The sequence below is a fragment of the Pseudomonas sp. W17 genome (assembly GCF_040268305.1).
In the GTDB taxonomy this organism is placed as follows: Bacteria; Pseudomonadota; Gammaproteobacteria; order Pseudomonadales; family Pseudomonadaceae; genus Aquipseudomonas; species Aquipseudomonas protegens.
This window is the reverse complement of record NZ_CP158490.1, coordinates 6,618,651-6,640,504: the sequence shown is the minus strand read 5'-3', so window position 1 is coordinate 6,640,504 and position 21,854 is coordinate 6,618,651. Positions and strand designations below refer to the sequence as shown.

The 21,854-nt window shown below is 63.6% G+C and carries 17 protein-coding genes; 4 read left to right on the top strand and 13 right to left on the bottom strand.

Annotated elements, in window-relative coordinates; genetic code table 11:
- Window positions 1–42: 42 nt before the first annotated feature.
- Window positions 43–555 carry a M48 family metallopeptidase gene (locus ABCR88_RS30590; RefSeq protein WP_011063953.1) on the top strand — a complete coding sequence of 171 codons (513 nt, stop codon included), beginning with the start codon at window positions 43–45 and terminating at the stop codon, window positions 553–555.
- A gap of 23 nt (window positions 556–578) precedes the next feature.
- Window positions 579–875, top strand: a complete 297-nt coding sequence (locus ABCR88_RS30585; protein ID WP_011063952.1) for a winged helix-turn-helix domain-containing protein — start codon at window positions 579–581, stop codon at window positions 873–875.
- A 3-nt stretch (window positions 876–878) separates the two neighbouring features.
- Here the strand turns inward: ABCR88_RS30585 and ABCR88_RS30580 are convergent, their stop codons facing one another.
- Window positions 879–1,331, bottom strand: coding sequence for a GNAT family N-acetyltransferase (locus ABCR88_RS30580; RefSeq protein WP_212805760.1), 453 nt, complete (start codon window positions 1,329–1,331; stop codon window positions 879–881).
- Window positions 1,332–1,608: 277 nt separating this feature from the next.
- Between ABCR88_RS30580 and ABCR88_RS30575 the strand changes: the two genes are divergently transcribed.
- Window positions 1,609–2,346: a transporter substrate-binding domain-containing protein gene (locus ABCR88_RS30575; protein ID WP_011063950.1), complete on the top strand. Its 738-nt coding sequence runs from the start codon at window positions 1,609–1,611 to the stop codon at window positions 2,344–2,346.
- A gap of 86 nt (window positions 2,347–2,432) precedes the next feature.
- Here ABCR88_RS30575 and yccS read toward each other — a convergent pair whose 3' ends face one another.
- From yccS to betI, 9 genes are all read right to left on the bottom strand, one after another.
- Window positions 2,433–4,625 (bottom strand): YccS family putative transporter, encoded by a 2,193-nt coding sequence (gene yccS, locus ABCR88_RS30570; RefSeq protein WP_019095267.1) that lies wholly within the window; start codon window positions 4,623–4,625, stop codon window positions 2,433–2,435.
- Between the two features lie 124 nt (window positions 4,626–4,749).
- On the bottom strand, window positions 4,750–5,928 hold the full coding sequence (locus tag ABCR88_RS30565) for an NAD(P)/FAD-dependent oxidoreductase (RefSeq protein ID WP_041120196.1): 1,179 nt from the start codon (window positions 5,926–5,928) through the stop codon (window positions 4,750–4,752).
- Window positions 5,929–6,019: 91 nt separating this feature from the next.
- Window positions 6,020–7,357, bottom strand: a complete 1,338-nt coding sequence (dbpA, locus tag ABCR88_RS30560) for an ATP-dependent RNA helicase DbpA (protein ID WP_230493580.1) — start codon at window positions 7,355–7,357, stop codon at window positions 6,020–6,022.
- A gap of 244 nt (window positions 7,358–7,601) precedes the next feature.
- Window positions 7,602–9,032 carry a multidrug transporter subunit MdtD gene (gene mdtD / locus ABCR88_RS30555; RefSeq protein ID WP_041120194.1) on the bottom strand — a complete coding sequence of 477 codons (1,431 nt, stop codon included), beginning with the start codon at window positions 9,030–9,032 and terminating at the stop codon, window positions 7,602–7,604.
- Window positions 9,033–9,068: 36 nt separating this feature from the next.
- The gene (locus ABCR88_RS30550; RefSeq protein WP_350403806.1) at window positions 9,069–10,406 is read right to left on the bottom strand and encodes a metallopeptidase TldD-related protein; all 1,338 of its coding nucleotides are present in this window, start codon (window positions 10,404–10,406) and stop codon (window positions 9,069–9,071) included.
- Window positions 10,406–11,848, bottom strand: a complete 1,443-nt coding sequence (locus tag ABCR88_RS30545) for a TldD/PmbA family protein (protein WP_350403805.1) — start codon at window positions 11,846–11,848, stop codon at window positions 10,406–10,408. Before ABCR88_RS30545 ends, ABCR88_RS30550 begins: the two co-directional genes overlap by 1 nt.
- A gap of 229 nt (window positions 11,849–12,077) precedes the next feature.
- The gene (gene betA / locus ABCR88_RS30540) at window positions 12,078–13,781 is read right to left on the bottom strand and encodes a choline dehydrogenase (protein ID WP_041120189.1); all 1,704 of its coding nucleotides are present in this window, start codon (window positions 13,779–13,781) and stop codon (window positions 12,078–12,080) included.
- 143 nt (window positions 13,782–13,924) lie between these two features.
- Window positions 13,925–15,397 (bottom strand): betaine-aldehyde dehydrogenase, encoded by a 1,473-nt coding sequence (gene betB / locus ABCR88_RS30535; protein WP_041120187.1) that lies wholly within the window; start codon window positions 15,395–15,397, stop codon window positions 13,925–13,927.
- Window positions 15,398–15,505: 108 nt separating this feature from the next.
- Entirely contained in the window at window positions 15,506–16,099 is a 594-nt protein-coding gene (gene betI, locus ABCR88_RS30530) for a transcriptional regulator BetI (RefSeq protein ID WP_011063941.1), read from the bottom strand.
- A gap of 486 nt (window positions 16,100–16,585) precedes the next feature.
- Between betI and ABCR88_RS30525 the strand changes: the two genes are divergently transcribed.
- Window positions 16,586–18,538, top strand: a complete 1,953-nt coding sequence (locus ABCR88_RS30525) for a BCCT family transporter (protein ID WP_350404917.1) — start codon at window positions 16,586–16,588, stop codon at window positions 18,536–18,538.
- A 165-nt stretch (window positions 18,539–18,703) separates the two neighbouring features.
- Here ABCR88_RS30525 and choV read toward each other — a convergent pair whose 3' ends face one another.
- The 3 genes from choV to ABCR88_RS30510 all read right to left on the bottom strand — a co-directional run bounded on the left by choV (window position 18,704) and on the right by ABCR88_RS30510 (window position 21,751).
- Complete coding sequence (gene choV, locus ABCR88_RS30520; protein WP_011063939.1) at window positions 18,704–19,882, bottom strand: choline ABC transporter ATP-binding protein; 1,179 nt, start codon at window positions 19,880–19,882, stop codon at window positions 18,704–18,706.
- The gene (choW, locus tag ABCR88_RS30515) at window positions 19,879–20,724 is read right to left on the bottom strand and encodes a choline ABC transporter permease subunit (RefSeq protein WP_019095263.1); all 846 of its coding nucleotides are present in this window, start codon (window positions 20,722–20,724) and stop codon (window positions 19,879–19,881) included. The genes choV and choW overlap by 4 nt, the downstream gene beginning before the upstream one ends.
- A gap of 70 nt (window positions 20,725–20,794) precedes the next feature.
- Window positions 20,795–21,751 carry a choline ABC transporter substrate-binding protein gene (locus ABCR88_RS30510; protein WP_011063937.1) on the bottom strand — a complete coding sequence of 319 codons (957 nt, stop codon included), beginning with the start codon at window positions 21,749–21,751 and terminating at the stop codon, window positions 20,795–20,797.
- Window positions 21,752–21,854 lie beyond the last annotated feature (103 nt).

The following is a 21,854-nucleotide window of genomic DNA, read 5'->3' as shown; positions in this document are numbered from 1 at the left end:
ATTCGCTACACTGGCGCCTTTTATGCCCTGCGTTGCCCCTTCATGACCGCACTCAAATACCTCCAGGCCTATCCCGTTGCCTTGCAGCAGCAAGTGCGCCAGTTGATCGATGAACAGCGCCTGGGCGACTACCTGAGCCAGCGTTACCCGGGCCGGCACGCTGTACAGAGCGACAAGGCGCTGTACAGCTACGCTCTGGAGCTCAAGCAGGAATACCTGCGCAATGCGCCGGCCATCGACAAGGTGCTGTTCGACAACCGTCTGGACCTGACCCACCGTGCCCTGGGCCTGCATACCACGGTTTCCCGGGTGCAGGGCGGCAAGCTCAAGGCCAAGAAAGAGATCCGCATCGCTTCGCTGTTCAAGGAGGCGGCGCCGGAATTCTTGCGGATGATCGTGGTGCACGAGCTGGCCCACTTCAAGGAGTCGGATCACAACAAGGCGTTCTACAAGCTCTGCGAGCATATGCTGCCGGGCTATCACCAGCTGGAGTTCGACCTGCGGGTCTACCTGACCTGGCGCGACCTGCAAGGCAAGGCGGGAGCGCCGGATTAACCCCTGAAGGCAAGGAGTGGGCGATGGATGTGAGCAAGACCAAGAGCAGTTTCTACCGCCGCCTGTATGTGGCGTACCTGATCGACAGCGGCCTGGCCAGCAGCGTGCCGGCGCTGACCGAGGTCACCGGCATGCCGCGGCGCACCGCCCAGGACACCATCGCGGCCCTGGCGGACCTGGACATCCTCTGCGAGTTCGAGCAGCAGGACGGCGCGCGCAACCATGCCGGGCGTTACCGGATCCACAACTGGGGCGCCATCGACAAGGGCTGGATCGAGCCCAACCTGCGGCAGATCAAGGCCGTGCTGGGCTATCCCTGAGGCTCAGGAGCGACGCATGCCGATGTGAGGAATACCGTCCTCCAGGTATGCTTCGCCCGCCACCACGAAACCGTAGCGGCCGTAATAGGCCTGCAGATGAGCCTGGGCCGAGAGGTAGATCGGCGTTTGCGGCCAGTGTCGCTCGGCCTGCTTCAGCGCCTGCTCCATCAGGGTGTGGCCCAGGCCCTGGCCACGGGCCTGTTCAGCGATGACCACGCGGCCGATGACTACGTCGCCGCCCTGGGAAGTCGGGTCCAGCAGGCGCAGGTAGGCCAGCAACTGGTCGCCGTCCCAGGCCATCAGGTGGCAGGTATCGCCTTCAAGGTCGCGGCCGTCGACTTCCTGATAAGGGCATTTCTGTTCCACCACGAAGACTTCGGTGCGCAATTGCAGAATCGCGTACAACTGTTCCTTGCCCAGGTCGGTGTGGTGTTTGCAGACCCATTCGATGGTCATCTTCATATCCTGTATTGAGTGCTGCGCGAAATAGTAAGCACATCGCCACGGGATGTCTTGCCGGTTGTCACGCAGAGATTGTTTCTGTGAGATGGGTCAAAATGCCACTACTGAGATCACTGGTATTTGTCTTCTTTGTGTAATCTGTTTTCAAGACCTGTGCATGGGTTCTGATGAGCTAATGTTAGGAGCTGGGCCGACCTGTGCCGCACAGGCCGCGACCCTGGGGTATGGGTTGGAACGCGCTGGGCCCAGGGCCCGCTAAGGATCTATTAGCATGCTGCGACTGCATCGAGCTTTGGCTTTGATCGGATTGCTGTTGCTGGGCCAGAGCGCTTTTGCCGAAAGGCTGCGGCTGGTCGCCGATGCCTGGCCACCCTTTACCGACGCGACCCTGGTCAATGGCGGCGTGGCCACCGACATTGTCAGCACCGCCCTGTCCCGCGCCGGCTATTCCAGCGAATTCGAGCAGGTGCCCTGGGCCCGGGCCCTGCTGGGCATCGGCGAGGGGCGCTACGACGTGCTGGTGAATGCCTGGTACAACGAAGAGCGCACCCAGTTGGGGCAGTTCTCCGCGGAATACATGGTCAACCGCGTGCGCTTCATCAAGCGCAAGGACGCGCCGCTGGAATACAGCAACCTCAAGCAGCTGCATGAGTACCCGGTGGCAGTGGTGCGTGGCTACGCCTATTCCCCCGAATTCGACAATGACCCCGACCTGCAGAAGGTGCCGGTGCACAACTTCGCCATGGCGGTGCGCATGCTGGCGGCGGATCGGGTCAAGCTGACCCTGGAGGACGAATACGTGGCCCGCTACTACTTGGCCCGGGAGTCACCGCGGGTACGCAATGCGGTGGAGTTCCTGCCCAAGCCCCTGAGCGAGAACAGCCTGCATATCCTGGTCAGCCTGAAGAACCCCGAGCATGCGCAGATCGTGGCCAGGTTCGACAAGGAAATCGCTGCCATGAAAGCTGACGGCAGCTACGACCGCCTGCTGCGCCAGCACGGCATGTAACCGAAGATGCAGGAGCTGGCTTGCCAGCGAAAGCGACTCCGGACCGTGCATGAGTCTTGCGGCCCCTTTCGCCGGCAAGCCGGCTCCTACGGTTTTGCGTTGTCGCTGGTGTCCTTGATCAGATGCGCCGCCAGGGTCCGCAACGGGCCCAGCTGACGGCAGATCAGCGCCAGTTGGGTCTGCACCAGGCGCTGGCCTTCGTCGACCTCGTCGGGCATCTGCTCCAGCTCATTGGCCAGGGCTTCTTCGGCATCGCTCTGGATATCGATCGGGGTCTTGTTGGCCAGACCCTGGGCAATCTCGTCGATGCTGGCCGCCAGGCTGACCCCGGCGCCTTCGATCAAGTGCTCGCGAACCTCGTCCGGCAGCCGGGTCTCGCGGTGTGCGCCCAGGCCCGAGAGGTAGCTGAGCAAGGTGTGGGACAGCACCAGGAAGCGGAAGCCCACGTCCGCTTCCTTACGGAAATGCCCGGGTTCCATGAGCATGTTGGCCAGGGTGGTGGACAGCGCGGCGTCGGCGTTGTGGGCGTTGCGCCGGGCCAGGCGGTAGGCCAGGTCGTCGCTCTTGCCGGCGGCGTACTGCTGCATGATCTGGCGCAGGTAGATGCTGTTGCAGGTCAGGGTGTTGGCCAGCACCTTGTTCAGGCGCCGGCCCTGCCAGTCCGGCAGGAACAGGAACACCGCCAGCCCGGCGATCAGGCTGCCCAACAGGGTATCGAACAGCCGCGGCAGGAACAGCCCATAACCGTCGCCCACCTGGTTGAAGCAGAACAGCACCATCAGGGTGATGGCCGCCGTGGCCAGGGTGTAGCGGGTGGTGCGGTTGGTGAAGAACACCACCCCGGCGGCAATGGCGAACAGCGACTGCACCAAGGGGCTGGGGAACAGGTCGAACAGCGCCCAGGCAATGGTCAGGCCGATGGCGGTGCCGATGATCCGCTGGCCCAGCTTGCGCCGGGTAGCGCCGTAGTTGGGCTGGCAGACGAACAGGGTGGTGAGGATGATCCAGTAACCCTGGGAAGGGTGGATCAAATGCACCATGCCGTAGCCGATGCTCAGCGCCAGGGGCAGGCGCAGGGCATGGCGGAACAGCAGCGAGGTTGGCGTCAGCTGGGTGCGCAGGCGGGTCCAGACATCCTTGAAGTTGCGTGGCGAACGGTCCAGCAAGCTGCTGTCGGTGGCGTCCGCCAGGGCGTCGGGGTTGCTGGCGTCGCTGAGCAGGCGGTCGAGGGTGCCGAGGTTGGCCGCTAGGGCTCGCAATGAGCGCAACAGCCCGCGCCAGGCCGGGTTGCTCTGGATCCGCAGGTGTTCCAGGGAAGCGTGCAGGTCGCCCAGGGCCTCGGCGAAGGTGGCGTCATAGACGAACGGCTGGCGCAACTGGATGGATTCGGCCAGGGCACGGCAGGCCTTGCCCTGCTGGCGCAGCAGGCGCTGGCAGCGGAACAGCACGTCGCTGTGGAAAAACGCCTCGGTCAGGGCGTTGTACGGGTAGTGGGAAGAGCTGGCGCGCTCGTGAATGTCCTGGGCCAGGAAGTACAGCTTCAGGTAGCGGCTGACCTTCGACCCCGGCCGGCCGTTGCCCACCCGGTGCAGGATGATTTCCTTGGCAACGTTGAGGGCCGCCACCACCTTGCCGTTCTGCTTGGCCAGTTCCAGGCGCCGAGCCTCCACGTCCAGCTGGCGGATGGGCTCGAACAGCGAGGACTTGAGCTTGAGGTAGTAACCCAGTTCGCGAAACAGCCGGGCCAGGCTCTGCTGCACCGGCTGGTTGGAAAACAGCGCCTGCCACAGCACCGACAGCAGGCCGTACCAGGCGGCGCCGGCCACCAGCAGCAGTGGCTCGTGCCAGAAATCGATCACCGCGCCGCCGCGCTGGTCGACGCCGATCATGGTGTAGACCGAGAGGATCAGGGTCGCCGAGGCGATAGCGCCATAGCGTTCGCCCAGCGCCCCCAGCATGGTCAGGCCGAAGCTGGCCAGGGCCAGGGCAATGGCAAAGATCCAGGGGTAGGGGAACAGCAGTTCCACCGACAGCGCGGCGATGCTGAAGCACACCAGGGTCACGGCCAGGGAATTGAGCCGGCCTTGCCAGCTGTCGTCGGTTTCCGCCAGGGCGCTGGCGATGATGCCGAGGAACAGCGGGATCAGCAGGGCCATTTCATCCTGATACCAGCACAGCGCCATGCTGCCGGTCAGGGCGATGAACACCCGCACGCTGTAGCTGAATTTATCCAGCGCCCAGAGACGGCGCAGGGACTGACGAAAAGAGGTCGATGACATGGAGTAGGGCAGGCCTTCCGGGGCGATGCAGCTAAATTGAGCCAGTATTGACGACGGCGCAATGCCGTCGTCACATCCTTGAGCAAAATCTGTTCCTCCTTCCTACGGCGCCCTGGCCACAGGCTCAGACGTACTGCGCCGCCGCGTAGCCCGAGGCCCAGGCCCACTGGAAGTTGAAGCCGCCCAGGTGGCCGGTGACGTCCAGCACTTCACCGATGAAATACAGCCCCGGGCTCTTCAGCGATTCCATGGTCTTGGACGAGACCTCACGGGTGTCGACGCCGCCCAGGGTCACTTCCGCGGTGCGGTAGCCCTCGGTGCCCGCCGGTACCAACTGCCAGCTGCCGAGTTTCTGCGCTACGTCCGCCAGCTCCGCCGGGGTGTACTGCTTCATCGGCTTGGAGACGAACCAGTGGTCGGCCAGCAGGCCGGCCATCTTCTTGGTGAAGATCTCCCCCAAGAGGGTCTTGAGCTCGCTGTTGGGGCGCTCGGCCTGCTGCTGTTGCAGCCAGCCCAGGGCGTCGTGGTCCGGCAGCAGGTTGATCTCGACGCTGTCGCCGGGCTGCCAGTAGGAGGAAATCTGCAGGATCGCCGGGCCGCTGAGGCCGCGGTGGGTGAACAGGATGTTCTCGCGAAAGCTCTGGTCGTTGCAGCTCACCAGGCAATCCACCGAGGTCCCCGACAGCTCGCTGCACAGTTCCTTGAGCTGATCGGTGATGGTGAACGGCACCAGGCCAGCGCGGGTCGGCAGCAGTTCGTGGCCGAACTGTTTGGCCACCTGATAGCCGAATCCGGTGGCGCCCAGCGTCGGGATCGAAAGCCCGCCGGTGGCGATCACCAGCGATTGGCACTGAACCTGGCCGAGGGTGGTGTCGAGCAGGTAGCCGCTTTCGATCTTTTCGATGATCTGGATCGAGGTGTCCAGGCGCAGCTCCACGCCGACCTGATCGCACTCGTCGAGCAGCATGCCGAGGATGTCGCTGGACTTGTTATCGCAGAACAGCTGGCCGAGTTTCTTCTCGTGGTAGGGCACGCCGTGCTTGGCCACCAGGCCGATGAAGTCCCACTGGGTGTAGCGCGCCAGGGCCGATTTGCAGAAGTGCGGGTTCTGCGACAGGAAGTTGGCCGGTTCGGTGTACATGTTGGTGAAATTGCAGCGGCCACCGCCGGACATCAGGATCTTCTTGCCGGCCTTGTTGGCGTGGTCCAGCAACAGCACCTGGCGTCCGCGGCCGGCCGCGGTCAGCGCGCACATCAAGCCTGCGGCGCCAGCGCCAATGATCACGACTTCGGTAGAACGCAAAACGGTGTCCTCTTGGTGGGGCGCGACAAAACAAACTGTGGGAGCGAGCCGGCTCGCTCCCACAGGGGATCTCCTTTGGATGGAAGATCAGTTACAAAACACGCACGCGCAGCGAACGGCCCTTGATCTTGCCGTTGTTCAGGCGCTGCAGCGCCTGCATGACCACGGTGCGTTCAACCGCCACATACGACTGGAAGTCGAAGATCGCGATCTTGCCGACCTGGGCGCCCGGGATGCCGGCGTCGCCGGTCAGTGCGCCGAGAATATCCCCCGGACGTACCTTGTCCTTGCGCCCGCCGGCGATGCACAACGTGCTCATCGGTGGCTGCAGCGGGGCGCCGCCCTGGGACTTGAGGTTATCGACCTGATCCCAGTTCAACGGGGCTTTCTGCAGTTGTTCGATGGCTTGCGCGCGATGTGCTTCGGACGGTGCGACGAGGCTGACCGCGATGCCTTTCTCGCCAGCGCGACCGGTACGGCCAACGCGGTGAATGTGGATTTCCGAATCGCGGGCCAGCTCGACGTTGATCACCATGTCCAGCGCATCGATGTCCAGACCACGGGCGGCGACATCGGTGGCGACCAGTACCGATGTGCTGCGGTTGGCGAACATCGCCAGCACCTGATCGCGGTCACGCTGCTCCAGGTCGCCGTGCAGGCCGACAGCGGAGATGCCTTTGGCGGTCAGGTGATCGACGGTTTCCTGCACTTGCTGCTTGGTGAAGCAGAACGCCACGCAGGAGGCCGGGCGGAAGTGGTGCAGGACTTTGGTCACTGCGCTCATGCGCTCTTCCGGTGAAATCTCGTAGAAGCGCTGCTCGATCTGCGTATCGTCGTGGAACGCTTCGGCTTTCACCGTTTGCGGATCGCGCATGAATTTCGACGCCAGTTGCTTGATGCCCACCGGATACGTGGCGGAGAACAGCAGGGTCTGGCGGCGCGACGGGGTCTTTTCGATGATGTCTTCGATGGCGTCGTAGAAGCCCATGTCGAGCATGCGGTCGGCTTCGTCGAGCACCAGCGTGTTCAGGCCGTCGAGCACCAGCGAACCCTTGCGCAGATGCTGCTGGATACGCCCTGGGGTGCCGACGATGATATGCGCACCGTGCTCCAGGGAGGCGATCTGTGGCCCGAACGACACGCCGCCGCACAGGGTCAGGACCTTGATGTTGTCTTCGGCGCGAGCCAGCCGGCGCACTTCCTTGGCCACCTGGTCGGCCAGCTCGCGAGTCGGGCAGATCACCAGGGCCTGGCAGCCGAAGTAGCGCGGGTTGATCGGGTTCAGCAGGCCGATGCCGAAGGCCGCGGTCTTGCCGCTGCCGGTCTTGGCCTGGGCGATCAGGTCCATGCCCTTGAGGATCACCGGCAAGCTCTGCGCCTGGATCGGCGTCATCTGGGCATAACCGAGGGAGTCGAGGTTAGCCAGCATGGCGGGAGACAGGGGCAAAGTATTAAAAGCGGTGGCAATGGTGGTCACGGGACTGGCCTGCAAAACAAAATGTCGCGCAGTGTATCAGTCCCGCTCCCACAACCTGCAAATTCTGGACGAGCAGCTGTGCAGGGGCGGTTTTGTGTAGGCGCTGGCTTGCTAGCGAAAGCGGCCGCGAGGTTGGCGCAGGGCTCGGGGGCCTCTTCGCCGGCAAGCCGGCTCCTACGGGGGGAGGTGCGTGGGTTCAGTGTTCGATGTGCTGCTCCTCGAGCTTGCGCGTGCGCCGGCCATCGTTGGGCGACAGCTGGAGGAAGATCGCCGCCGCCAGCATCGCCATGATGCCTACCGTGAGGAAGGTCAGTTGGAAGGCGCCGAGCACGGTGTCCACGCCATCGTTGCCCAACTCAGCGGTAAAGCCGCCCAGCAGCGCGCCGGCACAGGCCACCCCAAGGCTCAGGGACAGTTGCGCCACCACCGACAGCAGGCTGTTGCCGCTGCTGGCGGCGGCATCGTCGAGGTCGATCAGGGTCACGGTGTTCATCGCCGTGAACTGCAGCGAGTTGATCGCCCCCAGCACCGCCAGCATGCCCAGCAGCAGCGGGTAGGGCGTCTGTTCGCTGACCAGCCCCATACTGGCCAGCATGATGCCCAGGGCCAGGGTGTTGCCGGTGAGCACGATGCGGTAGCCCAGGCGCTCGATCAGTGGCCGGGCGATGGATTTGGCCAGCATTGCCGCGGCCGCCAGGGGCAGCATGCTCATCCCCGCCTGGGACGGTGAATAGCCCAGGGCCACTTGCAGCAGCAGGGGCACCAGGAACGGCAGGGCGCCGCTGCCCAGGCGGGCGAACAGGTTACCCAGAATGCCCACGGCAAAGGTCCGCACCTTGAACAGTGACGGGGCGAACAGCGGGTTGTCGGTGTGCACGGCCCGCAGCCAGTAGGCCGCCAGGCAGGCCAGCCCGCCGAACAGCAGCAACATCACCCGCAAGTGCGGCAGGTGCAGTTCCCCCAGGCCTTCCATGGCGATGGTGATCAGCACCATCGCCGCGCCGAACAGCACAAAGCCCAGGCTGTCGAAGCGTGTGCGCTCGCTGCCGCGCAGGTCGGGAATGAAACGCCACACCGCATAGCAGCCAACGGCGCCTACCGGCAGGTTGATCAGGAAGATCCAGTGCCAGGTCAGGTACTGCACCATCCAGCCGCCCATGGTCGGGCCGATCAGCGGCCCCAGAAGCCCGGGAATGGTGATGAAGCCCATGATCCGCACCAGTTCCGAACGCGGGTAGGCACGCAGCACCACCAGCCGTCCCACCGGCAGCATCAGCGCACCGCCCAGGCCCTGGATCACCCGGGCGCCAATCAGCTGGGTCAGGGTGTTGGACAGGGCGCAGAGCAGGGAACCGATGCTGAACAGCAAGATGGCGCCGAAGAAGATCCGCTTGGTGCCGAAGCGGTCGGCGATCCAGCCCGAGGCCGGGATCAAGAGGGCCACAGTGAGCATGTAGGCGATGATCACCCCCTGCATGCGCAGCGGGTTTTCCGCCAGGTCCTGGGCCATGGCCGGCAGGGCGGTATTGAGGATGGTGCCGTCCAGGGACTGCATGAAGAAGGCGATGGCCACCACCCAGGGCAGCCAGCGGGCGGTGGTGGCATCGAGTGGCGCGCGTTCGGGCATGGGACCTCTGGGTGAGTTCAGGTTTGAGGGCGGTTTCTACAGGGTCAGGGTCAGGCGGCTGACCAGCGCTCCGGGCAAGTGCATCGAAGCGGTCTGGCGCTGGCCGTAGGTACTGGCCGACAGCAGCAGCTCGCGTTGCTCGGTCAGGGCCTCCAGCTGCGAGCCCAGCAGGCTGTAGACGCTGTCATCGAAGCGCATGGTGCTCACCGGCGCCTGGATCTCGCCGTTCTCCACCCAGAAGGTGGCGAAGCGGGTCATGCCGGTCAGGCGCGCCGCGGGCAGGTCCGAGTAGTTCAGGTACCACAGGTTGCTGATGTACAGCCCGGTGCTCAGCTGCTTGAGGATCTCCTGCTGGGACAACCGCCCCGCGGCCATGTTCAGTGCGCTGGGGTACTCGCCGCTGCCGGCACCATTGGTGGTCAGGCCGTATTCGGCGGCGCTGCGGGAGTTGATCAGTTGGGCATTGGCGCTGCCCGCGGCAATCAGTGACAGGTCGCTGCGCGGATAGCCTTCGTCGGAAAACGCCGGGCTCAGGGAACCGCTGACCTGTTCGTCGAGCGACACCAGCGGGTTCAGCGCGGCATCACCGGCATAGAGCTTCTGCAGCGGGCTGTGCTTGCTGGCGATCGACTGGGCCGAGAAGCCGCCCCAGGCCAGCATGCCCATGATCTCCTCCAGGGCTGCCGGCGCCAGGTAGGCCCGGTACTGCCCGGGCGCCAGCGTGCGCAGTGGCTGGCCAAGGAACTCCAGCTGCTCCCGGGCCTGCTGGAAGCGCAGGGCGAAGGCCTGGCTGTCCCAGGCGTGCCCGGCGTAGCTGGCCTTCACCGCCTCGCCGTTTTCGTGGAACAGGCTGAAATCGAAGTTGAAGCTGTTGGCCTGGTGCCAGCCGAAGGCCCCGCCGGAACTGGCGAAGCCACGGCTGATGGGGCCGGCAGCGTAGATGCCCACCAGGTCCAGGCCGGCGCCGGCGCGACCGATTTCTTCCACCACCTGCTCACTGCCGGGCAGCGGCTGGTCCTGCACGTGATGGCTTTGCCAATGGGTGTGGTTGAGCATCAGGTACGGATCGGCCGGCAGCAGCGGCAGGGTCTCGCGCAGTTGTTGCAGGCCATCGGCCAGGCGCTGGCGATCCACCTCGGGGTCATTGCTCAGGGTGATGCTGAGGTCGGCGTGGCGGCCATTGTCGATCAGCTTGAAATGCACGCTGGCCTGTTGCACCTGCCCGGCCTGGCGCACCTTGGCGTGGTTGAAGCGAATGAACTCCGAGGCCTCGGCGGCGTAGCTCAGGGTGAACTGCTCGGTCTCGCGCAGCGCGTCTTTGAGCCACTGCACCAAGGCCTTGAATGGCTGGGCCTGATCGGCTGTCCTGGTCATCAGGCGTCTCCTCCAAATACATCAATCTTGCTGAATACGCAGGCCGGCGAAGCATGGCCGACGCGAATCACCTGGTTGGGCTCGCCCTTGCCGCAGTTGGGCGTGCCCAGCACCTGGAAGGTGCTGCGGTCGCCGACCGCGCTGAGGTTGCGCCAGAACTGCGCGGAAATCCCCCGGTAATTGGGGTTCTTGACCACGCCGCGGAGTTCGCCGTTCTCGATCAACTGGCCCCATTCGCAGCCGAACTGGAACTTGTTGCGCGCATCGTCGATGGACCAGGAACGGTTGGTGGACATCAGGATACCGTGCTCGATGTGCCCGATCAGTTGCTCCAGGGGCTGGTCGCCGGGCTCGATGTTGAGGTTGGCCATGCGGTCGATCGGTGCACGGTTCCAACTGCTGGCGCGGCTGTTGGCAACGCCGTCGAGGCCGCTGCGGTATTGCGACAGGGCGCTGCCCAGGGGGCGTACCAGCAGGCCCTCGCGAATCAGGAACTGCTTGCTGGCCGCGGTGCCGTCGTCGTCGTGACTGTAGCTGGCCAGTTCCTCGGGGATCTGCGGGTCGAAAGTCACGTTGAGCAGCGAGGAGCCGTATTGCAGGCGGCCGAAATCCTGCTGTTTGACGAAGCTGGTGCCGGCGTAATTGCGCTCGTCGCCGAGAATGCGGTCCAGCTCCAGGGGATGGCCGATGGATTCGTGGATCTGCAGCATCATCTGGTCCGGCATCAGCAGCAGGTCCCGCGGGCCCTGGGGGGTATTGGGCGCCAGCAGCAGTTGCAGGGCCTGGTCGGCGACCCGCGGCGCGGCCCCCAGCAGGCCGCAGCGGCTGATCACATCGCCGGCGCCCTGCTGGCCGAAGTTCTCCCGGCCGAGGCTGCGGGTCTGGCTGTCGCTGCCGTCGTAGGCGGTCACGTCCAGGCCCGGGTAGACGAAACGCTGGGCCTGGCGCAGCTCGGCGCCGGCGCTGTTGAGGTAGATCTGTTCGACCTGGGTCACGCCGATGCCCACCTGCCAGTTCACCAGGCGTTCATCCTTGGGCACCGAGGCCGACTCATCGCCCAGGAGCTGATAGCAGTCGCTGAGGGAGGGGAAGGGCTGCTCCAGGTTGGGCGAGAAATAGTCGGCGCGGTGGCTGGAGACCGGTTGCTCACGCAGGTCCAGCAGGGCATGGGCGGCGATGACCCGGGCCTGCTGCTCGGCGCGCTCCAGGGCGGCCTGCAGGCCGCTTTGCGACAGGTCGTTGGTGGCGGCGTAGGCTTCCACGCCGCGCACCCGCACGGTCAGCATCGCCCCTTCGTCTCGGCCCAGGCTCGGCGGCTCGGCGACGTTCTTGCGCACCGACAGGTACTGGTCCGATTCGCGGACATAACGCAGGGAAAAGAATTCGGCGCCCGCGCGCAAGGCAGCGAAGCGCTGCTTGAGCTGGGGGTGAAAGTCGAACATGGAGGACCTCCTTGTGAGGCGCGATAGCGGGTCGACGCGTTTCGCCAGCAAACGGAACACCGCCCGGCGGTTCCTACAGGTATAGGTGCTGATGGGCGCGGGGGCGAAAGGGGATGTGCAAGTTGCAGAACTGTAGCCGCTGCCGAAGGCTGCGATCAAGGAAGTAGTTCTGAGGGAATGAAGGGAAGAGAAAAAGGGCGCCGACCCTTGCGGTCGGCGCCCGTCAGGCTTACTGCGCGGCGGGAGTCACATCGCGCATCGGCTTGCCACGTACCGGGGCTTCACCGGCTACGTAGTAGGCCGCGGTGCTGCGTGGCAGTGGCTGGCGGCCACGGATCTTGTCGGCGATTTTCTCGGCCATCATGATCGTCGGCGCGTTGAGGTTGCCGGTGGTGATGATCGGCATGATCGAGGCATCCACCACGCGCAGGCCTTGCATGCCATGCACGCGACCCTGGCCATCCACTACAGCCATGTCGTCGGTGCCCATCTTGCACGAGCAGGATGGGTGGAAGGCGGTCTCGGCGTGCTCGCGGACGAACTTGTCCAGTTGCTCGTCGGTCTGCACCTCGATGCCCGGGCTGATCTCGCGGCCGCGGAAAGGATCCAGGGCCGGCTGCTGCATGATTTCACGGGTCAGGCGGATGCCGTCGCGGAATTCCTGCCAGTCCTGCTCGGTGGCCATGTAGTTGAAGAGGATGCTCGGGTGCTGGCGCGGGTCCTTGGACTTGAGCTGCACGCGGCCACGGCTCGGCGAGCGCATGGAGCCCATGTGCGCCTGGAAGCCGTGCTCTTTCACACCATTGCTGCCGTTGTAGTTAATCGCTACCGGCAGGAAGTGGTACTGGATGTTCGGCCATTCGAACTCTTCACGCGTACGGATGAAACCGCCGGCTTCGAACTGGTTGCTGGCGCCGATGCCGGTGCCGTTGAACAGCCACTCGGCACCGATGGCCGGCTGGTTCCACCACAGCAGCGATGGATACAGCGACACCGGCTGGGTGCAGGCGTACTGCAGGTACAGTTCCAGGTGGTCCTGAAGGTTCTCGCCCACGCCCGGCAGGTCGTGAACCACCGGGATGTCCAGGCTTTCCAGGAGGGCGCGGGGGCCTACGCCGGAACGTTGCAGCAATTGCGGCGAGGCGATGGCGCCGGAGCTGACGATGACTTCCTTGCGCGCACGGGCCTCCACGCGCTCTTCAGTGCTGCCTTGCAGGTAGCTCACGCCCACGGCGCGCTTGCCTTCGAAGAGGATCTTGTCGGTCAGGGCGTGGGTGACGATGGTCAGGGTCGAACGCTTTTTCGCGGTGTCCAGGTAACCGCGGGCGGTGCTGGCGCGACGACCTTTGGGGGTCACGGTGCGGTCCATTGGGCCGAAGCCTTCCTGCTGGTAGCCGTTCAAGTCTTCGGTACGCGGGTAACCGGCCTGCACGCCGGCTTCGACCATGGCGTGGAACAGCGGGTTGTTGCCGGCCTTGGGCGTGGTCACGCTGACCGGGCCTTCGCCGCCGTGGTAGTCGTTGGGGCCGATGTCACGGGTTTCCGCCTTGCGGAAATACGGCAGGCAATCCAGGTAGGTCCAGTCTTCCAGGCCTGGCAGCTTGGCCCAGCCGTCGTAGTCCATGGCGTTGCCGCGGATGTAGCACATGCCGTTGATCAGCGACGAGCCGCCCAGGCCCTTGCCGCGACCGCACTCCATGCGACGACCGTTCATGTGTGGCTCTGGATCGGTCTCGTAGGCCCAGTTGTAGCGACGGCCTTGCAGTGGAAAGGCCAGTGCCGCCGGCATCTGGGTACGGAAGTCGAAACGATAGTCCGGGCCGCCGGCTTCCAGCAGCAGGACGGTGACGCCTTCGTCTTCAGTCAGACGGGTCGCCAGGGTGTTACCGGCTGAGCCGGCACCGATGATGATGTAATCGAATTCTTGGGCCATTGGAGCCTCCGTGGAGAGCTGCAAGCCTCAAGCTTCAAGCTGCAAGAGAAGGCAGCGAAGCGGGCTTGGCATTGAATGAGGAGCACGCGGCAAGCCAGGCTGTTGCCTTGGCTTGCCGCTTGTAGCTGGCTGCTAGCGGCTGCTTAGAACACCGAGGCGTAGTCGCCCAGCTCGACCTGCACCGACTTGATGCGGGTGAAGTTGTTCAGCGAGCTGATGCCGTTCTCACGGCCCACGCCCGACTGCTTGTAGCCGCCAACCGGCATCTTGGCGTCGGACTCGCCCCAGGCGTTGATCCAGCAGATACCGGCTTCGAGCTGATGAATCACGCGGTGAGCGCGGTTCAGATCCTTGGTGACCAGGCCGGCAGCCAGGCCGAAGTCGGTGTCGTTGGCGCGGCGGATCACTTCTTCTTCGGTTTCGTAGGTCAGGATCGCCATGACCGGGCCGAAGATTTCTTCACGGACGATGGTCATGTCGTCGGTGCAGTCGGTGAACACGGTCGGTGCAACGAAGGCGCCCTTGGCGAATTCGCCGTCGGTCAGGCGCTCGCCGCCGCACAGTACACGGGCACCTTCTTCTTTACCCTTGGCGATGTAGCCCAGCACGCTTTCCATGTGCGCGAAGCTGACCAGCGGGCCGAAGTTGGTGTTTTCGTCTTCCGGGTTGCCGATGCGGATGCGTGCAACGCGCTCGGCGATCTTGGCTTCGAAAGCGGCTTTCAGGTGGCTCGGCACGAACACGCGAGTGCCGTTGGTGCAGACCTGACCGGAGCTGTAGAAGTTGGCCATCATGGCGGTGTCGGCGGCGCGATCCAGGTCGGCGTCGTCGAAGATGATCAGTGGCGACTTGCCGCCCAGTTCCATGGTCACGTCTTTCAGCGAGGAGCTGGAAGCGCTGGCCATGACCTTCTTGCCAGTGTCGGTGCCGCCGGTGAAGGAGACCTTCTCGATACGCGGGTGCTCGGTCAGCCAGGTGCCGACTTCGCGGCCGCTGCCGGTCAGGACGTTGAACACGCCATCCGGCAGGCCGGCTTCGGTGTAGATCTCGGCCAGTTTCAGGGTGGTCAGCGAGGTCACTTCGCTCGGCTTGAAGATCATCGCGTTACCGGCCGCCAGGGCCGGTGCGGATTTCCACAGGGCGATCTGGATCGGGTAGTTCCACGCGCCGATACCGGCCACTACGCCCAGGGGCTCGCGACGGGTGTAGACGAAGGAAGTGGTGCGCAGCGGGATCTGCTCGCCTTCGATGGCCGGTACCAGGCCTGCGTAGTATTCCAGCACGTCGGCGCCGGTGACGATGTCCACGTACTTGGTTTCGGAGAAGGCCTTGCCGGTGTCCAGGGTTTCCAGGGCGGCCAGTTCGTCGTTGCGCTCGCGGAGGATTTCCACGGCGCGGCGCAGGATGCGCGAACGCTCCATGGCGGTCATGGCGGCCCAGATCTTCTGGCCTTTCTCGGCGCTGACCACGGCGCGTTCCACGTCTTCCTTGGTCGCACGCTGCACTTGTGCGAGAACTTCACCGTTGGCCGGGTTGATGGCATCGAAAGTGGCGTCGCTGCCGGCATCGGTGTAGCCGCCGTCGATGTAGAGTTTTTGCAGTTCGAAACGGGCCATAGTGTCCTCGCAAGTGCATTAAGTAGTGGGCTTGACCACCGGGCATGCCCCTAAGTTCGGGGCGCGCTGATCAGTGGCGGTTCAGGGGCCGAGCGTCTCTTTTGTGCTCTAGCGCTCCTGCTTAGCCAGTTGTAGATCCATGTATTCGTAAGCGATCCGTATCGCCTGGTCGGTGTCGAATGCATCACCCGACAAGGCACCACGCAGCCACAAACCGTCGATCAAGGCCGCCAGGCCGCGGGCTGCCTTGCGCGCATGGTAGAGCGGCAGGGCACGGCGGAACTGGCAACACAGGTTGGAATACAAGCGGTGGTCGTTGATCCGCTGCAACCTGTGCAAATCGGGCTGGTGCATGCTGGAAGCCCAGAAGGCCAACCAGGTTTTCATTGCCGGGCCGTTCACCTGGCTGGCATCGAAGTTGCCCTCGATGATCACTTTCAGATGAGCGCGCGGGCTGTCGTCCGTCAGGGCCTGGCGGCGTGCTCTGACGCCTTCGTTGAGCATGCTCATGATGTAACCCATCGTCGCTGCGATCAGGCCGTTCTTGTCCCGAAAGTAGTGACTGATGATGCCGTTCGAGACACCGGCCAAACGGGCGATCAGCGCAATGCTGGCGTCCCCCATTCCGACCTGATCGACCGCTTGCAGCGTGGCTTCGATCAATTGCTGGCGGCGTATGGGTTGCATACCGACCTTGGGCATCTGATACCTCTCCTTAGGCCTGTCGATTGGCGTATTACGCCCGTCGACTTGTGGGCCAGTCTATTTTGTTTTGATTGAACGTTCAATCAACAAAGAATAAGATCTGCGACAAATCGTCGCTGCCTGGGGAGTTTCTCCTGCTCGCAGATGGCGGAAAAACGACCTCCGAAAATGCCCGAAACTTACACGCGGCATAGCGTGGACCGGCAAGAGAGCACACGTGTTGAAGGGGCAGGACGCTCCGGGTTCCAGGCGACGAACTGCAGGTTCGTCACCGGCCCCGGATGCGGTTGCGCAACGCGGCTTTTGCGGTTTCGGGTGTTTTCGGGGTGTCTTTATAACACCCGATGATCGGCTGCCAACTAACCGATTGGTCGGGTGCCGTGTTGCCTTGTGTCCTTCTCTCGCACTGCCCGGAGCATCTGCGCAATGAGTTCTGCCTCTCTTATAAAGACCCCACCGGAGAAGGTGCGGGTCAACGGTTGGGTGTTCTACACCTCCACCGCGCTGATCCTGTTGTTGACCGCCATTCTGATCATCGCCCCGCAAGAGGCCGGCCGACTGCTGGGCATTGCCCAGGCCTGGTTGTCCCGCAGCTTCGGCTGGTACTACATGGTGGTGATCGCCGCTTACCTGGTGTTCGTGGTGGGCCTGGCGTTCTCCTCCTACGGCAAGCTCAGGCTGGGGACCAAGCAGGACACCCCGGACTTCAGCTACGGCGCCTGGGCGGGGATGCTGTTTTCCTCCGGCATCGGCATCTCGTTGCTGTACTTCGGTGCTTCCGAGCCCCTGGACCACTACTTCAACCCGCCGGAAGGCGTACCGGGCAGCAACCTGGCGGCCCGCCAGGCGCTGCAGCTGACGTTCCTGCACTGGGGCCTGCACGGCTGGGCCATCTATGCCCTGGTGGGCCTGGCGGTGGCGTACTTCGCCTATCGGCATAACCAGCCACTGGCACTGCGTTCGGCGTTGTACCCGCTGGTGGGCGAGCGCTGGGTCAAGGGCGCGGCCGGCCACGCGGTGGACGGTTTCGGCATGTTCGTGACCCTGCTGGGCCTGGTGACCAACCTCGGGATTGGTTCGATGCAGGTGTCTTCCGGCCTGGAAAACCTGTTCGGCATGGAGCACAGCAACACCAACCTGCTGATCGTGATCATCGTCATGAGCACGGTGGCCACCATCGCTGCGGTGTCCGGTGTGGAAAACGGCATCCGCCGCCTGTCCAACCTGAACATCGTGCTGTTCAGCGGCCTGCTGATCTTCGTCCTGCTGTTTGGCCCGACCCTGCACCTGCTCAACGGCTTCGTGCAGAACATCGGCGATTACCTGAACGGTGTAGTGCTCAAGACCTTCGACCTCTATGTGTATGAGGGCGACAGCGCCAAGTCCGATCGCTGGCTGGGCCTGTGGACCCTGTTCTACTGGGCCTGGTGGATTTCCTGGGCGCCATTTGTAGGCATGTTCATCGCGCGTATTTCCCGTGGTCGCACCGTGCGTGAACTGGTGGCCGGCGTATTGCTGATTCCCCTGGGCTTCACCCTGGCCTGGCTGTCGATCTTCGGTAACTCGGCTCTGGATCTGGTGGTCAATCAGGGAGCCGTGGAGTTGGGCAAGACGGCTTTGGAACAGCCGTCCATGGCGATCTACCAACTGCTCGAGCACTACCCGGCCTCGAAGATTGTCATCGGTGTGTCGATCTTCGTCGGCTTCGTGCTGTTCCTGACCCCCGCCGACTCCGGGGCGGTGATGATGGCCAACCTTTCGTGCAAGGGCGGCAACGTCGACGAAGACGCCCCGCACTGGCTGCGGATCTTCTGGTCGGTGGTGATCACCCTGGTGACCATCGGCCTGCTGTTCGCCGGCAACTTCGAAGCCATGCAGACCATGGTGGTGCTGGCCGGCCTGCCGTTCTCGGTGGTGCTGATCTGCTTCATGTTCGGCTTGCACAAGGCCATGCGCCAGGACGTGCAGATCGAACAGGAGCAGGCGCAACTGGCCGAGCGTGGCCGCCGCGGTTTCAGCGAGCGCCTGAGCCAGCTGGACCTGCAACCGACCCAGTCGGTGGTGCAGCGCTACATGGACAAGCACGTCAGCCCGGCCTTGCAGGAAGCGGCGGCGCAGTTGCGCAACCTGAGCCTGGAAGTGCAGACCAACCTGGGCAAGTCGAAGAACCTGCTGGGCCTTCGCGTGGAAATGGATGAAGGCAATCCCTTCGTCTATGAAGTGAGCCTGGACGGCTACCTGGCGACGCCTAGCGAATCGACCCAGCCGGAAGGGGCCGACAGCGAAGTGCGCAGCCGTTTCTACCGCGCCGAGGTGTATCTGCACAACGGCAGCCAGGAATACGACTTGATGGGCTTCACCCAGGAGCAGATCACCCGGGATGTGCTCGATCAGTTCGAAAGCCATCGGCAGCTCCTTGGCCGTGTCTATAGCTGAGTGAAAACGGCCCCATCCTTGTAGGAGCCGGCTTGCCGGCGAAGGCGTCCTCAAGGGCGCTGCAAGGCTTCAGGGCCTGTTCGCTGGCAAGCCAGCTCCTGCAGAAGGTGGTGTGTCGTCAAAGCAAAACGCCGCGATTGCTCGCGGCGTTTTTGTGTCTGCTGCTTAACCCAGGTTCTTGCCGAGCAGCGCGTGGTAGAGCTCGCTGTCGCCAAGGATGCCCACCACTTTCTGGTTGTCGTGGAGCACCAGTTTGTTGCCGGTCTGGTAGCGGATCTGCAGGGCATCGCGCATGCCGATGCTGGAGTCCACCAGGGTCGGGCGTCGGCCCAGTTCTTCCACGGCTTGCCCCGGAACCCAGTTCTGCAGGTCCAGCTGCGAGCCGTTGCGGCGTGCGCCCTTGATGGTGTTGCCTTCGGCCAGGTCGAGCCAGGAATCGCCACCCGGGTCCAGGCATACCGAGCCGTTGACCCGCTTGCAGTTGTCCAGGCTGCGCATCAGGCTGCGCCCGCACAGCACGTTCAGTGGGTTGGTGTGGGCAACGAAAGTCCGTACATAGTCGTCCGCCGGGTTGAGCACGATTTCTTCCGGGTTGCTGTACTGGATGATCCGTCCGTCTTTCATGATGGCGATGCGGCTGCCCAGCTTCAGGGCCTCATCCAGGTCGTGGCTGACGAAGACGATGGTCTTGCTCAGCTTGCGCTGCAGCTCCAGCAGTTCGTCCTGCAGGCCCTGGCGGATCAGCGGGTCGAGGGCCGAGAAGGGTTCGTCCATCAGCAGGATATCGGCGTCCATGGCCAGGGCACGGGCCAGGCCCACGCGCTGCTGCATGCCGCCGGAGAGTTCGTCGGGCTTCTTGTTGCGCCACTGGGTCAGGCCCACCAGCTCAAGCTTCTCGTCCACCAGCTTGCGCCGTTCCTTTTCCGGGCGGCCCTGCATCTCCAGGCCGAAGCTGATGTTTTCGCGCACGGTCAGCCAGGGCATCAGGGCGAACTTCTGGAACACCATGGCGATGCGCTTGGTGCGCATCATCTTCAGCTCGGCGGGGCTGCAGGAGGCGATGTCGATCTGCTTGCCTTCATGCTCGACGAACAGCTTGCCGCGGCTCACGGTGTTCAGGCCGTTGATGCAGCGCAGCAGGCTCGACTTGCCGGAACCGGAGAGGCCCATCAGCACGCAGATTTCGCCTTTCTCGATGTCCAGGCTGGCATTCTCGACGCCGACGATCTGCCCGGTCTTCTTCAGGATCTCGTTGCGGGTCATGCCCTGGTCCAGCAGCTTGAGGGGCTCGCGCGGATCCTTGGAGAAAATCACGTCGACCTTGTCGAAGCGGATAATGCTCATGCGTCACCTCCTACTTTGGCTTCAGGTTGCTTGCAGATGCGGTCGAGCATGATCGCCAGCAGCACAATGGCCAGGCCGGCTTCGAAGCCCAGGGCGATATCCGCGGTATTGAGGGCGTTGACCACCGGCTTGCCCAGGCCATCGGCGCCCACCAGGGCGGCGATCACCACCATCGACAGCGACAGCATGATGCATTGGGTAATGCCGGCGGCGATGCTCGGCATGGCGTGGGGCAGTTCAATGCGCGACAACAACTGACGGCGCGAGCAGCCAAAGGCCTTGCCGGCGTCCATCAACTCTTGTGGAACATCGCGAATGCCCAGGTAGGTCAGGCGGATCGGCGCGGCGATGGCGAACACCACCGTGGAAATCAAGCCGGGCACCACCCCCAGGCCGAACAGGGTCAGGGTCGGGATCAGGTAGACGAAGGTGGGCACGGTCTGCATCAGGTCCAGCACCGGCCGCATCATGGTGTAGAACAGCGGCTTGTGCGCTGCGACTATGCCCAGCGGTACGCCGATGAGCACGCAGACCAGGGTGGCGAACAGCACCTGGGCCAGGGTTTCCATGGTTTCCTGCCAGTACCCCAGGTTGAGGATCAGCAGGAAGGACAGCACGACAAAGGCGGTCAGGCCCCATTTGCGCTGGATCAGGTGCGCCAGCAGGGCAATCAGGCCGATCAGGGCCAGGGGGTTGAACCAGGTCAGCGCGAACGTCACGCCGTGGATCATGGTTTCCAGGGTGGTAGCGATCGCGTCGAAGGTGCTGGCGCCGTGCTTCGTCAACCACTCGACGAAAGCCGCGATGTACTGGCCCAGGGGGATTTTCTGATCAGTGAGCATGGTATTGAACGTCCGCATGCAAGGGAAAAACAGCCCGGGCGGGCGAGCCCGCCCGGCGTAAGCGCACTACTTAATTTGAAGCTTGTGCAAGCTTGGCTTTCACGGCCTCCAGGCCAGGTTTACCGTCAATGGTGGTCACGCCGGCGAGCCAGGTATCGAGCACCTGAGGGTTCTGCTTCAGCCAGGCCTTGGCGGCCGCCTCAGGCTTCATCTTGTCGTCCAGCACGTTGCCCATCAGGGTGCTTTCCATGTTCAGGGTGAACGACAGGTTCTTCAGCAACTGGCCGACGTTGCTGCACTCTTCGGCATAGCCCTTGCGGGTGTTGGTGTAGATGGTGGCCTGGCCGAAGTTGGGGCCGAAGAACTCGTCGCCGCCGGTCAGGTACTTCATCTTGAAACGGGTGTTCATCGGGTGCGGTTCCCAGCCCAGGAACACCACCGCAGTGTCACGGCGCTGTGCGCGCTCGACCTGGGACAGCATGCCTGCCTCGCTGGATTCCACCACCTTGAAACCGGCGTCCTTCAGGCCGAAGGCATTCTTGTCGATCATGGTCTGGATGGTGCGGTTGCCGTCGTTGCCCGGCTCGATGCCGTAGATCTTGCCGTCCAGTTCCTTCTTGAACTTGACGATGTCGGCGAAGTCCTTCAGGCCCTTGTCGTACAGCGACTCGGGCACCGCCAGGGTGTATTTGGCGTTTTCCAGGTTGGCCCGCAGGGTGGCCACGGTCCCGGCGTCGCGGTAGGGCTTGATGTCGTTTTCCATGGTCGGCATCCAGTTGCCGAGGAACACGTCCATGTTCTTGCCGTCGGCCAGGGACTTGTAGGTCACGGGCACGGAAATCATGGTGGTCTTGGTCTTGTAGCCCAGGGCGTTGAGCACGACGCTGGTGGTGGCGGTGGTCACGGTGATATCGGTCCAGCCGACATCGGAGAAGTTTACGGTGCTGCATTGTGCCGGTTCTGCGGCTTGTGCCAGAAGCGGCAGACTCAGCATGGCGGCCAACAACAACGACGGGGAACCTTTCATAGGGGGGACTCCTGGATGTTTTTTTGGCGGCGTTTGGACCGCGCTTATAAGTGTGGCGGTTGGTGTGTCGGGAACAGCTCTACCACCGTGCCTTGCAATCGAG

What these genes read in the sequence shown, in the direction of transcription:
- betB (WP_041120187.1), bottom strand. Translation starts at nt 15,397, where the DNA reads ATGGCCCGTTTCGAACTGCAAAAACTCTACATCGACGGCGGCTACACC.
- choV (WP_011063939.1), bottom strand. Translation starts at nt 19,882, where the DNA reads ATGAGCATTATCCGCTTCGACAAGGTCGACGTGATTTTCTCCAAGGAT.
- dbpA (WP_230493580.1), bottom strand. Translation starts at nt 7,357, where the DNA reads ATGCTGGCTAACCTCGACTCCCTCGGTTATGCCCAGATGACGCCGATC.
- ABCR88_RS30575 (WP_011063950.1), top strand. Translation starts at nt 1,609, where the DNA reads ATGCTGCGACTGCATCGAGCTTTGGCTTTGATCGGATTGCTGTTGCTG.
- yccS (WP_019095267.1), bottom strand. Translation starts at nt 4,625, where the DNA reads ATGTCATCGACCTCTTTTCGTCAGTCCCTGCGCCGTCTCTGGGCGCTG.
- ABCR88_RS30510 (WP_011063937.1), bottom strand. Translation starts at nt 21,751, where the DNA reads ATGAAAGGTTCCCCGTCGTTGTTGTTGGCCGCCATGCTGAGTCTGCCG.
- mdtD (WP_041120194.1), bottom strand. Translation starts at nt 9,032, where the DNA reads ATGCCCGAACGCGCGCCACTCGATGCCACCACCGCCCGCTGGCTGCCC.
- ABCR88_RS30590 (WP_011063953.1), top strand. Translation starts at nt 43, where the DNA reads ATGACCGCACTCAAATACCTCCAGGCCTATCCCGTTGCCTTGCAGCAG.
- betA (WP_041120189.1), bottom strand. Translation starts at nt 13,781, where the DNA reads ATGGCCCAAGAATTCGATTACATCATCATCGGTGCCGGCTCAGCCGGT.
- betI (WP_011063941.1), bottom strand. Translation starts at nt 16,099, where the DNA reads ATGCCCAAGGTCGGTATGCAACCCATACGCCGCCAGCAATTGATCGAA.
- ABCR88_RS30550 (WP_350403806.1), bottom strand. Translation starts at nt 10,406, where the DNA reads ATGACCAGGACAGCCGATCAGGCCCAGCCATTCAAGGCCTTGGTGCAG.
- ABCR88_RS30580 (WP_212805760.1), bottom strand. Translation starts at nt 1,331, where the DNA reads ATGACCATCGAATGGGTCTGCAAACACCACACCGACCTGGGCAAGGAA.
- ABCR88_RS30585 (WP_011063952.1), top strand. Translation starts at nt 579, where the DNA reads ATGGATGTGAGCAAGACCAAGAGCAGTTTCTACCGCCGCCTGTATGTG.
- ABCR88_RS30545 (WP_350403805.1), bottom strand. Translation starts at nt 11,848, where the DNA reads ATGTTCGACTTTCACCCCCAGCTCAAGCAGCGCTTCGCTGCCTTGCGC.
- choW (WP_019095263.1), bottom strand. Translation starts at nt 20,724, where the DNA reads ATGCTCACTGATCAGAAAATCCCCCTGGGCCAGTACATCGCGGCTTTC.